Source organism: Pseudomonas sp. KBS0707 (assembly GCF_005937945.2).
GTDB classification, from domain to species: Bacteria; Pseudomonadota; Gammaproteobacteria; order Pseudomonadales; family Pseudomonadaceae; genus Aquipseudomonas; species Aquipseudomonas amygdali.
The window spans coordinates 3,560,001-3,572,336 of the sequence record NZ_CP041754.1; the positions used below are offsets into that span (position 1 = coordinate 3,560,001).

Annotated in this window: 10 protein-coding genes; 8 read left to right on the forward strand and 2 right to left on the reverse strand. The window is 56.8% G+C overall.

Features of this window, described 5'->3' with window-relative positions:
• Positions 1-448 precede the first annotated feature (448 nt).
• Both rhtA and FFH21_RS16710 read left to right on the forward strand, forming a co-directional pair.
• Positions 449-1,336 (forward strand): threonine/homoserine exporter RhtA, encoded by an 888-nt coding sequence (rhtA, locus tag FFH21_RS16705; protein WP_041924590.1) that lies wholly within the window; start codon positions 449-451, stop codon positions 1,334-1,336.
• A 175-nt stretch (positions 1,337-1,511) separates the two neighbouring features.
• The gene (locus FFH21_RS16710) at positions 1,512-1,826 is read left to right on the forward strand and encodes a hypothetical protein (protein WP_002554031.1); all 315 of its coding nucleotides are present in this window, start codon (positions 1,512-1,514) and stop codon (positions 1,824-1,826) included.
• Between the two features lie 25 nt (positions 1,827-1,851).
• Here FFH21_RS16710 and FFH21_RS16715 read toward each other — a convergent pair whose 3' ends face one another.
• The gene (locus FFH21_RS16715; RefSeq protein ID WP_011168974.1) at positions 1,852-3,660 is read right to left on the reverse strand and encodes an aminopeptidase P family protein; all 1,809 of its coding nucleotides are present in this window, start codon (positions 3,658-3,660) and stop codon (positions 1,852-1,854) included.
• Positions 3,661-3,717: 57 nt separating this feature from the next.
• Positions 3,718-4,911, reverse strand: a complete 1,194-nt coding sequence (locus FFH21_RS16720) for a cysteine desulfurase family protein (RefSeq protein WP_011168975.1) — start codon at positions 4,909-4,911, stop codon at positions 3,718-3,720.
• Between the two features lie 585 nt (positions 4,912-5,496).
• Here FFH21_RS16720 and FFH21_RS16725 point away from each other — a divergent pair.
• Genes FFH21_RS16725 through rfaH form a run of 6 tightly spaced genes read left to right on the forward strand, consistent with a single transcriptional unit; the run spans position 5,497 to position 12,311 of the window.
• A complete protein-coding gene (locus tag FFH21_RS16725; protein ID WP_011168976.1) occupies positions 5,497-6,618 on the forward strand; it encodes a DegT/DnrJ/EryC1/StrS aminotransferase family protein in 1,122 nt (373 codons plus the stop codon).
• A 5-nt stretch (positions 6,619-6,623) separates the two neighbouring features.
• Positions 6,624-8,156: a lipopolysaccharide biosynthesis protein gene (locus FFH21_RS16730; protein ID WP_011168977.1), complete on the forward strand. Its 1,533-nt coding sequence runs from the start codon at positions 6,624-6,626 to the stop codon at positions 8,154-8,156.
• 3 nt (positions 8,157-8,159) lie between these two features.
• A complete protein-coding gene (locus FFH21_RS16735) occupies positions 8,160-9,095 on the forward strand; it encodes a glycosyltransferase family A protein (protein ID WP_004660988.1) in 936 nt (311 codons plus the stop codon).
• Positions 9,085-9,537, forward strand: coding sequence for a low molecular weight protein-tyrosine-phosphatase (locus FFH21_RS16740; RefSeq protein WP_002554036.1), 453 nt, complete (start codon positions 9,085-9,087; stop codon positions 9,535-9,537). Before FFH21_RS16735 ends, FFH21_RS16740 begins: the two co-directional genes overlap by 11 nt.
• Positions 9,538-11,745, forward strand: coding sequence for a polysaccharide biosynthesis tyrosine autokinase (locus tag FFH21_RS16745; protein ID WP_011168979.1), 2,208 nt, complete (start codon positions 9,538-9,540; stop codon positions 11,743-11,745).
• Positions 11,746-11,798: 53 nt separating this feature from the next.
• Positions 11,799-12,311 carry a transcription/translation regulatory transformer protein RfaH gene (rfaH, locus tag FFH21_RS16750; protein ID WP_011168980.1) on the forward strand — a complete coding sequence of 171 codons (513 nt, stop codon included), beginning with the start codon at positions 11,799-11,801 and terminating at the stop codon, positions 12,309-12,311.
• The last annotated feature ends 25 nt before the right edge of the window (positions 12,312-12,336 follow it).

Below are 12,336 nucleotides of genomic sequence, written 5' to 3' on the forward strand. Positions count from 1 at the left end.
GTCTCTTGTATCTGTCAAGCGGTTATTTTAAGAAGTTTTCAAAGTTTCCTTTGCAACTTCAACCACTTGCGCTTCGATCAACTCTTCAGTTGCTCATCAGCGGGAGGCGAATTCTACAGCGTTACAACCGCGTGTCAAACTCTTTTTTCTCACCGCTGTCGATCACTGCAGACTCGACCTCCTTTCTCGCTGACTCTTCACTCCAAACCCTTGCAACCTATTGATCTACAAGGTTTTTTCGTTTCCGTCTGCGCCGGAAGTGGGGCGAATTATAGACAGATCACAGAGGGCGTCAACCGTTAATTTCAAAATCACCGAAATTGCCCGTTTCGTGATTACCTATATAGAAGGAAAAGCAAAGATTGCGCAATATATTGCCCATGCATCGATTGTTGCGCATCATGTTCGATTATCAGTGCCCGGATCACACCCAGGATATACAACCAAAATGTCTGAGAAACCCCACACTATAGCGTCCGCCCTTTTCCCCCTAGGGCTGCTGATGATCGCCATGATCTCCATTCAAAGCGGCGCGTCACTGGCAAAGAGTCTTTTCCCCGTAGTAGGCGCGCAAGGCACCACGACCTTGAGGCTGGTATTTGCGAGCCTTATCCTTATCGCCATCCTGCGCCCATGGCGAGCGAATCTGACCGCAAAATCGCTACGCACTGTGGTGATCTACGGCATTGCGCTGGGCAGCATGAACCTCCTTTTCTATATGTCGTTGCAGACTGTGCCTTTGGGAATCGCGGTCGCGCTGGAGTTCACCGGTCCACTGGCTGTAGCTCTGCTGTCTTCGCGCAAGCCCATCGATTTTCTATGGGTTTCTCTGGCAGTCATCGGCTTATTGCTATTGATCCCCCTCGGGGCCTCGAACGAAGCGATTGATCTGCTCGGCGCTGCGTATGCCCTGGGGGCCGGAGTGTGCTGGGCCGCTTATACAGTGTTCGGGCATAAAGCAGGTGCAGACAACGGCGTACAGACCGCCGCGCTTGGCGTAATGATTGCCGCACTCTTCATCGGACCTGTCGGCGTGATACACGCAGGCTCTGCATTATTTGACATTTCATTGGTACCGGCAGCGCTGGGTGTCGCCATTCTGTCGACCGCCCTGCCCTACAGCCTGGAAATGATCGCTCTGACGCGAATGTCGGCACGCACATTTGGCACACTGGCAAGCCTGGAGCCTGTCTTCGCAGCGCTGTCAGGTCTGGTGTTTCTTCACGAGAGCCTTTCGCTGACCCAATGGCTGGCAATTGGCGCAATCATCTTCGCATCCATCGGTGCCACCCTTGGTTCTGCAAACACAAAACCTCAATTGGTCCCTGCCGACTGAACTGACCACGCGGTCATAAGGTCAAGAAGCGACATGGCACTAGCATTTGTTAAGCGCATGCGCCATGTTGACACCTGACCTACAGATGCTCGAGAGTTCTGCGTTACAGTTTTATCGACTCATGATCCAGTCATCCGGATGGATCGCGATTAGCAATGGCTTGCTAAGGAAAGGAATGAAATACATTTTTATCGTATTGGCCATGTTGGCTGTGGCAGGTTGTGCAGCCACATCCAAGCCTGTCAAGCAAAGCAAGCGCGGCATTCACATCAACTGCTCCGGCCTGACGTCCTCCTGGGCCAAATGCTACGAGCTTGCGACCAACGCCTGTGCGTCAAGGACGTTCAAGGTCATCGCAAAATCGGGCGATGCCACCGAAGAGCCGGAAGACTATCCGTTCGGCCTCAACCCCGCAGGCTATACCAGCCGCAGCATGATTATCGTCTGCAGAAAAAGCACACCACTGACGGATCCGTTACCGCAGGACTGAGCCTGCGGTAACGCGCTTCGAGATATCAGACAGCGACCGTGCGTGCCTGCAACCACAACAGCACTGTACCCTGCAGTAGAGGGCTCAATCGCGCGAGAACGTGAGCGTGGTAATCGTTCAACCAGGTGCGCTCTTCCTCGTTCAACATCGAGACCTCGATGCAACGCGTATCGATCGGGCAAAGCGTCAGGGTTTCAAAACGCAGGAACTCGCCGAACTCGGTAGTGCCCGCTTCCTGATTAATCACCAGGTTTTCGATGCGCACACCCCAGCGCCCGGGCCGGTAAGTACCAGGTTCAATAGACGTGATCATGCCTGGGAGCATTGCTGTCTGCGGCGTTGCAGGTGCCTGATAGGCAATAACTTGTGGCCCTTCGTGGACGTTCAGAAAATACCCGACACCATGCCCGGTGCCATGACCGTAGTTGACGCCTTCACTCCAGATTGGCGCTCGGGCAATGGCATCCAGCAACGGCGAAAGAATGCCTTTGGGAAAATGCGTGCGCGATAACGCAATAACGCCTTTGAGAACCCGCGTACAGTCCTGCTTCTGCTCGGCACTCGGCGTTCCGATCGCAACCATGCGCGTGATATCGGTGGTGCCACCAAGGTATTGACCGCCCGAGTCGATCAACAGCAAGCCATCACCTTCTATCTGCGCGTGCTCAGCTTCAGTTGCTCGGTAATGCGGCATCGCGCCGTTGGCATTGAACCCTGCAATGGTTGCAAAGCTGGGTGAAACATATCCAGGACGTCGCTCCCGTGCCTGAGTAAGCTTTTCATCAATCGTCACTTCGCTGATGGGCTCACGTCCCAGCGCACTGTCCAGCCAGGCGAAGAACTCGCAGAGCGCCGCACCATCCTGCTCCATTGCCTGACGGATGTGACCTGTATCGGTCTCGGTTTTTTGCGATTTCAGCAGCGTACTCGGATTAAGCCCTTCAACCAGGGTGACTTCACTGTCCAGGTAATCGAGCAAGCCGCAGGTTACACGCGCCGGATCAACCAGCAATCGTGCGTCTTTCGGCAGCTCGCGCAAGGCTGCGCCAATCTGCGTGTATTCCATGAGATTGATGCCGTCGCGCTCCAGACGCGAGCGCACCGGGTCAGGCACTTTCCTTGAGTCCACGAACAGCGTGACGCTATGCGGGCCGATCAAGGCGAAGGCGATGAAAACCGGATTGTAAGAAACGTCAGCGCCACGCAGATTGAACAGCCAGGCTATGTCATCCAGTGTTGCGATGAAGTGCCAGTCAGCGTTTCGCTCGGCAACGATCTGGCGAACACGAGCCAGTTTTTCAGCACGGTCCAGAGATGCCTGAGGGGGCAAGTGTTCGTAGATTGGGTGAGACGGCAAGGCAGGACGGTCCTGCCACAGCTCGGTGAGCAGATCGATATCCGTGCGCAGGCGAGCACCACGCGCGTAAAGCCTGCTTGCAAGAGTGCGCGAAGAGGCAACGGCCAGGACCGCACCGTCTACGGCAACTACACTTTCGGCTTTGGCTTCGTCCGCCAGCCATTCAAGCGGCCCCTGCTGGCCCGGCAACAGTTTCACCAGCTCGATACCGCTACCTGCCAGTTCCTTGGTTGCCTGCTCCCAATAGCGACTGTCAGCCCATATGCCTGCAAAGTCCTGGGTAATGATCAGTGTACCGACCGAACCGTGAAAACCCGACAGCCACTGGCGCCCCTGCCAATAGCCGGGCAGGTATTCGGAGAGGTGCGGATCCGCTGACGGCACCAGATAGGCATCGATGCGCTCCCTGCTCATCAAGGCGCGGGTTTGCGCCAAACGTTCTGCCACTTCTGAACTGGCATTGGATTGCGTGCTCATTGACTCTCCTGCTGACCCGGAAATTGACTGCTTTCACCGGTTCAGATAATGGAGCACTCATCGAGACTGAGCAACCGCCCAGAACGCTGGCTGAATCAGACAGGCATGAATCGACTCGGCCGCACGCTCGATATCCTGATCACGAGTGAAGCGCCCCAGGCTCAGACGTATGGTCTGACCGGCAGCCTGCGGGCTCAGCCCCAGAGCCAGCAGGACGTGTGAAGGCAGGTTCTTCGCAGAGTTACAGGCCGAGGTAGAAGAGAAGGCAAGTTTGTCACCCAGCGCTGCAACGTCGAGATCATTGTGGGTGAATGTAAAACTGAGGGTGTGGGCAATCCGCTGGGTGGGACTGCCGTTGATACACACACCCGGAATATCGGCCAGTCGCTCACAGATAAGACTGTTGAGCCGCTGTATTTCAACAACTTCTTCTTCAAGCACTTCGGCCGCCAGGGCAAAGGCCGCACCCATCCCGGCAATCTGATGCGTCGCCAGGGTGCCGGAGCGCAGACCACATTCATGCCCGCCCCCGTGAATCTGGGCGAGAACCCGTTGCTGCGCGCGCGGGCCGACATACAGCGCGCCAATCCCTTTGGGCCCATAGATTTTGTGTGCAGAAAGCGACATCAGGTCTACCGCGAGCTGACTCAAGTCAATCGGCAACTTGCCAGCGCCCTGCGCAGCGTCGACATGCAACAATGCGCCGTGAGCCCTTACCCGCCTGCCGATTTCCGCGATGTCGTTGACCGTACCCAGTTCGTTGTTGACCAGCATCAGCGAGACCAGAAACGTATCATCGCGCAAAGCGGCACTGACTGCGTCGGCGCTGATCAGGCCATCGCTGTCCGGTGCCAGCCAGGTAACCTCGACGCCCTCTTCCTCAAGTTGCCGCGCAGTATCAAGGGTTGCCTTGTGTTCGATCTGACTGGTGATGATATGACCGGATCTGCCTCCGGCGAATGCTGCCTGCCTCTTCGCGCGTTCTTGAGCCACGCCCTTGAGCGCCAGATTGCTGGATTCGGTGGCCCCGGAGGTCCAGATGATCTGCGAGGCCTGAGCACCTACCAGACGGGCAACCTGCTCACGGGCAATCTCTACCGCAACGCGGGCCTTTTGTCCGAATGAATGAGCGCTGGATGCAGGGTTGCCAAAATTGCCTGACACCCCCAGACAATCGACCATGACCCTGATAACACGCTCGTCCACAGGCGTAGTGGCGGCGTAATCAAAATACAGCACTGGCTCTTTCATGTTCGTTCTCCTGCCTGCAGTCCATGAACACGATCATGCACCAAACCGCATAGAACCAAAAATTATTAATTGATATTTAAATAGATCAATTGGAAATATAAAGAGGCGCAGATTGTAAAATAAAGCGACTTATTGACGTCTTGCAGAGCACGTTCAGCGTGTCATTTAAATACACCTGCAAGATGATATTTTTTTGACACCTTTATAAATCAGTTAGTTATGAAATCTGCTTTGCCATTTATGAAAAATCTAACAGAAAGATGACGAAATAATTTGACAGATACCCTGCCGCGACCGATATATAGGGCCGTCAGGCGCATTCCGTTGTCACGCACATGCCGCAGAGCATAGCGTCGGGATAATCAAGCCGAAGTTGACCGCTGTTCCGTCCCACGCTTTCAGTTATTTCCACGGTGCTCAGCAGGCGTCGGCGGATGTCTGTTGACTCTCCATTCTATTTTTAAAGTACTGAACACGTTCGGTGTGGCGGTAGCGTTGCCTGAAGCAATGCAGCGCCCGTACGCGAAAAAGATGTCTGGTCACTCACTCGGCAACACCCCGATTCAGAGAAACATGGAGGCTTCGATGATTAATGTGACCAAGACTTATCTGGGTGATATCGACCAGTTCAAACGCTACGTTGAAGGTATCTACGCCCGCGGCTGGCTGACCAATCACGGCCCGCTGGCCAAGGATCTGACGGACCGGCTCAAGGACTATCTGGGCGTCAAACACATTATTCTGACCAATAATGGCACCCTGGCCCTGCAGATTGCCTATCGGGCTCTGGGCTTGAGTGGCAGCGCTGTTACAACGCCATTCAGTTTCGTCGCCACCAGCAGCTCGCTGCAATGGGAAGGTATTCGCCCGGTCTTTGCCGATATTGATCCGGACACCTGGAATATCTCGCCACAGCACATCAAACGCAGCATCGCCGAAGACACTACGGCAATCGTGGGCACCCATGTGTTCGGCAATCCTTGCGACGTAGAAGCCATTCAGCAGATTGCCCGCGAACATAAGCTCAAGGTGATCTATGACGGCGCACATGCATTTGCCGTGCGTCATGCCGGCCAGTCGGTGCTCAATCATGGCGATATCAGCACCCTGAGCTTTCATGCCACCAAACTATTCCACACGATTGAAGGCGGCGCGATCATCACCAACGACGACGAACTGGCCAGAAGCGCCCACCTGATGTGCAACTTTGGCATATCGGGAGTAGACCGAATCGACGGCATCGGCATCAATGCCAAGCTCAACGAATTCTCCGCAGCCATGGGGCTATGCATTCTCGACAACATAGGCAACATCCTTGAAGAGCGCGCGCAAATCGCTCACCGCTATACGTCAGCGCTGGAAAGCTACCTGGATCTGCAAAAACCCCAGGCCGACAGCGAACTCAATAACAGCTATTACCCGGTGGCGCTGCGTAACGAGCAACAGCTGTTGACGGTGCGCACCGCGCTCAACCTGCGCAAGATCAACCCTCGCCGCTATTTTTACCCCTCACTGGACACCCTTGAATACCTGCAGCCACAGCCCGGCCAGCCTGTGTCCAGAGCATTGAGCGAACGAGTGCTGTGCCTGCCGATCTATCCCGGCCTGCTGAAAAGCGAGCAGGACCTGGTCATACGCACGCTGATCGAAACCTGTGCTGTGACTGATATGGACTACCCGGCTTGCTCCGCTGCCAGGGTCTGCTGACTATCATGCGTGACACAAGCCCGGTCATTCGCGGCCGCTCGATCATTCGCAACACCGTCCTGAACTACAGCGGACAGGCCTATGTAATGTTGGTCGGGATTCTGATCATGCCGTTTTATCTGGGCCATCTGGGTGCCGAGGCCTACGGCTTGATCGGTTTCTTCACCCTGCTGCAAGCCTGGCTGCAACTGCTGGACGCGGGACTGTCTCCCAGCCTGGTGCGCGCAGTGGCACATCAGCAAGGCACTCCCGTGAGCGAGAAAAGCCTGGGCCGTCTACTGCGCTCATTCGAACTGATATTTCTACCGATCACGATGCTCTGCGGCCTGCTTGTCCATGTCGCCAGTCCCTGGATCGCAGCACAATGGTTGAACGCCAATACGCTGCAACCCGACACTCTGGCGCATTGCATCACCTTGATGGGCATCGTCATCGCCTTGCGCCTGTATTCGACACTCTATAAAAGCGCCATTCAGGGCCTTGAGCAGCACGCCTGGCTGAACGCTGCCAATGTGTCGATTGCAACGCTGCGCTACTTCGGCGGCTTGCTGCTGGTCAGTCAGTTCTCCCGAGACCCACAAGACTTTTTTGTATTTCAGCTCGTGGTCGGGCTGCTCGAAGCCCTGCTTTTTGCCAGCAAAGCCCGCAGGCAGATGCCTGCGCCGCGCTGGCTGACCGGCCTGGACTGGCAACTGATCAAGCCGCTGCTGCCGTTCGCCGCCGGTCTGTCGTTGAGCGCAGTGCTGTGGATTGTGCTGACTCAGGTGGACAAGGTGCTGCTGTCGAATCTGCTGCCACTGGACCAGTACGGCTACTTCTCACTGGTTGCGTTGATCGCCACGGGCATCGTGATGCTGAGCAACCCGCTGGTTCAGACGCTCTTGCCGCGCCTGACTGTGTTGGTGGCCGAAGGTAGGCGCGACGACATGCACACGTTGTTTCTGGCAGCCAATCGCCTTGCCTGTACCTTTCTGTTCCCTCTGGCAGGCGTAATTGCCCTGTATGCCGAGCCGCTGATTATCGCCTGGACGGGTGATCACACAGCTGCGCGCTGGAGTGGACCGGTGCTGGGCTGGTACGCGCTGGGCAGCGCAATCATGGCTGCCAGTGCTTTCCAGTTCTACCTGCAATACGCCTATGGCCGAATGCACTTGCACCTGTGGTACAGCGTGATTTCGACACTGATCAGCGTGCCTGTAACGTTCGTGGCTATCCATTATCAAGGCGTTTACGGCGCAGCGCTGGCGTGGTTTTTCCTGCGTGCGACGTCCTTCGCCATATGGCCCGTCATCGTCCATCAGCACTTGGCACCGGGTCTTCATCGGCAATGGTTGAGCGACATTCTGCGTATCAGTGCGATGACCGCTGCGGGCCTGGCGATCAGCGCGCCTGTGTTCCATCTGATTGCCGATGAAAGCCGTGGCAGCCTGCTGCTGGCGCTCGCCGCCAGCAGCCTTGTCACTCTGGCACTGGTGGCGGCAAGCCATGGGCCGCTAGCGTCAAAAATCTATGTTTTGTTCAGCAAACCGAGTACCTGAGCCATGGACGACACTGCAAAAAATACCGGCGAACCCTGCGTGGCATCGCCGTTGCTGAGCATCATATGCCCCGCCTACAACCAGGAGGCCTTCATTGTTCAGGCACTGGAAGGGTTTCTGTCACAGCAGACCGATTTCAGGTTTGAAATCCTGATCAACGACGATGCATCCACGGACAGCACTGCACGCATCATTGCGCACTACGCCGAGCGGTATCCGACGATCATTCGGCCCTTCTATCAACAGGTCAACCAGTACAGTCAGGGCGCACCTTGCGTTCCGGGCCTGTTCGCCGAAGCCCGCGGCCGTTACATCGCCTACTGCGAAGCCGACGATTACTGGACTGATCCGCGAAAGCTGCAGCTGCAAGTGGACTTTCTCGAGAGCCATGCCGATTACGTCATCACCTATCACGACGCGTTCGCCTTCGACGAATACGGCCAGTACGGCGTGCAACTGCAAGGCCTGTTGCGCAACGATGCTACGGCGCTGGAGCTGCAACAGGCCAGACGCCTGTCGACGCTGACCGTCTGCTTTCGCAATGTGTTCAGCACAATGCCGCCCGAATTGAGCATGTGCGGTGCACCGTTGAACGATATGTGCTGGTGGTCATTGCTGGGGGCCTACGGCAAAGGCAAGTTCATGGCGCAGATCAAGCCGGCTGCCTATCGGCTGCACCCCGGCGGCGTGTTTTCCATGCGCAGCGACAAACGCAAATTGCATATGAACCTGCAGACCTGTTCAAGCCTGGCCAACTATTACAATCGTCTGGGCAATCAGCCGCTGTACGAACACTTCCTGATGCAGACGGTGTGCCTCTCGCTGGCCGCGCTCGCGCCCCGCCACAAACTGCAGACGTTGTGGAAAGTGGCCGGCAATGTTGTCGTCAACCTGAGCAGACGCCTGTTCCAGACCAGTGGCAAAGCACATGTTCAGTAACGTACTGGTGTTGTGCGTCGGCAACATCTGCCGCAGCCCGATGGCCGTCGCGATACTGCATCAACGCCTGGAGGCCACGCAGGTACGCGTTCAGTCAGCAGGCATCGCCGCGCTGTCAGGTTCGTCCATCGACCCGGCGGCTCGGCAGGTTCTGCAAACGCACCGGGTACAGCCGCAGCGCCATGCAGCTCGGCAGATGAGCCGTGATCTGCTACGCCAGGCCGACCTGATTCTGCTGATGGAGCAGGCACATTTTGCCGACGTCCTCAAACTCGCACCCGAAGTACGCGGCAAAGCCTTTCTGATCGGTAAATGGCAGCACCCGCTCGACATCGCCGACCCTTACCGACGTCCCGCATCAGCCTTTGAACAGACCTACACGCAGCTCTCACGCTGCATTGACGACTGGCTTCCTCATTTTCAGTCAGGAGCAACAGGATAAATGACCGTCATGAACCGTCCTTCGCTGGATTTCCACCAGGACTCCCGGATTGATCTGGCAGCGGTCCTGCGCATGCTGTTCGATCACAAAGCGCTGATCCTGTGGACCGTCAGCCTGTTTTTTCTGATCGGTCTGGGCTATGCCATTCTGGCCACGCCGGTGTATCAGGCCACCGCCATGATCCAGATAGAGCCCCGAAAAATCGGCATCGAGGGCACCCCGGAGGTCAGCGCCAAGCCATTGTCAGTGTCGCAGGCGACCACCGAGATCGAGCTGATCAAGTCGCGCGCATTGTTGGGCAAGGTCGTCGACGATCTGAAGCTCAATACGCTTCAGACACCTGATTTCTTTCCGGTAATCGGCCCTTACCTATACCGTACCTTCAAGCCAGTGCGCGACGGTGAATTGGCTAAGCCGTTATTCGGCCTGACGCAATACGCGTGGGGTGGCGAGAAAATCGAGGTATTCCAACTGGAGGTGCCGGAGCACCTGCTGGGCGAAAAACTCACCCTCATCGCAGGCAAGCCTGGCCAGTTCTCGCTCTACGACAACGAGCACAATCTGCTGCTTGGCGGCACCATCAACCGCATTGTCGAAGGCAACGGGGTGAAGATTCAGGTCGCTGCGCTGCGGGCGCGTCCCGGTACCGATTTCAGTGTCTCCAGACAGCGCACGCTCAGCACCGCGCTGGTTTATCAGAACCGGTTGAAAATCGCCGAAGCCGGCCGGGACTCGGGCATCATCTACCTGTCCATCGAGGACCAGGACGCACAGCGGGCCAACCGGATTCTCGACGAAGTCAGCCATCTTTATGTACGCCAGAACGTGGAGCGCAGTTCGGCCGAGGCCGCGCAACGGCTGCAGTTTCTACGCTCGCAGTTGCCTGCCGTGCGCAAACAGCTGGAGGACGCGGAGACTGCGCTGAACAACTTCCAGACCAGCGCCAGATCGGTGGACCTGAGCATCGAAACCAAAGGCGTGCTTGATCAGGTAGTCAGCCTCGACTCGATGCTTTCCGAACTGAAACTCAGGCGCGTAGAGCTGGAACGGTTGTACACCCGTGAGCACCCGACCTATCGCAGCCTGATGAGCCAGATGAACCAGCTGGAACAACAGAAACAAGGCCTGTTGAAGAAGATCGACGCGCTGCCCATGACCCAGCAGGAGTTGCTGCGTCTGACCCGCGATATGCAGGTCATCAGCCAGACCTACACATTGATGCTCAACAAGAGTCAGGAGCAGGACATTCTGCGTGCTGGCAGCATTGGTAATGTGCGGGTCATCGACAACGCCGACACCAATGTCGAGAAACCCGTCAAACCGATGAAGACGCTGATTGTGCTGATCGCCACGCTGATCGGCGCACTGGTCGCGATGACCATCGTATTCGTGCGCCAGGCGTTCTATCGGGGCATCGAGAGCGCCGAAGTCATCGAAAGTCTGGGCATGCCGGTCTACGCATCACTCCCCCACTCGCGTCAGCAGGAACGCCTGGAAAAGCGCGATCAGGATAGCAAGGATTCAAGACTGCTGAGCATTGCCGCACCCGGCGAGCTGGCCATCGAATCGCTGCGCAGCCTGCGTACCAGCTTGCACTTCGCCATGCTGGAGGCGCGTAACAACGTACTGATGATATCGAGCCCGACACCAGGCGCCGGCAAATCGTTTGTATCGAGCAATCTGGCAACCATCATTGCCCAGACCGGCAGGCGGGTTCTGCTGATCGATGCCGATATGCGCAAAGGCTACCTGCATCGCCTCTTTGGCCTGCAGCCCAAACACGGTCTGTCCGACACGCTGGCCGCCCGCTTGCGGTGCACCGAAGTCATCCATCAGACGCGGGTCCGGCGTCTGGATTTTATGTCCTGTGGTTTCGCTGCACCCAACCCCTCGGAACTGCTGATGCATGACAACTTCAACAAGATGCTGGCCGAATTGTCGCCGCTGTATGACCTGATCCTGATTGACACGCCACCCATCCTCGCTGTGACCGACGCGACGCTGGTGGGTCGCCAGGCAGGAACCTGTCTGCTGGTTGCTCGTTTCGGCATGACCACCGCCCAGGAAATCGAAGCCTGCAAGCGCCGCCTGGGCCAGAACGGAATTCTGATCAAGGGTGCCATTTTCAACGCGGTGGTGCGCAAGGCCACGACGTCCGATTACGACTACGCGGCCTATGGCTACAACTACCACCCTGCGCCCCGATGACCCGTATTGACGCCTGCCGTTCACTGAGCTGTTTCATTTAAAAGGAATTAATCATGGCCCTCTCCGCCCAGGAAGCTCGCTGGTATCTGATCCAGACCAAACCGCGTCAGGAAGCCCGCGCCGAAGAGCATTTGCGACGCCAGCATTTCCAGTGCTACCGACCGCTGCAGGTCGATGTGAAAAAAACCGCTGCCAGGGTTCAGGCCGACGAGCCTTTGTTTCCCGGTTACCTGTTCATTCAGATGGATCAGGTACAGGACAACTGGTACCCGATTCGCTCCACACGCGGAGTCTCGCGCATTGTGACGTTCGGCGGGCACCCGGTGCCGGTCCGCGATCATCTGATCGAGCAGATCCGCCAGCGACTCTCCACACCTGCGCCCAAAGCACGATTTATTCAAGGTGATCCGGTAATGATCACGACGGGCAGCTGGAGTGATGTGGAAGCCATCTTTCTGAGCGAAGACGGTACCGAGCGTGCGGTGATTCTGCTCAACATGCTGCAACGCCAGCAAAAAATGGGGTTGCCCATCAGCAGCCTGTCAAGGGTCGAAGCCCGCGCGTAAGGCCTGCCGCACCTGTAGGAAACTG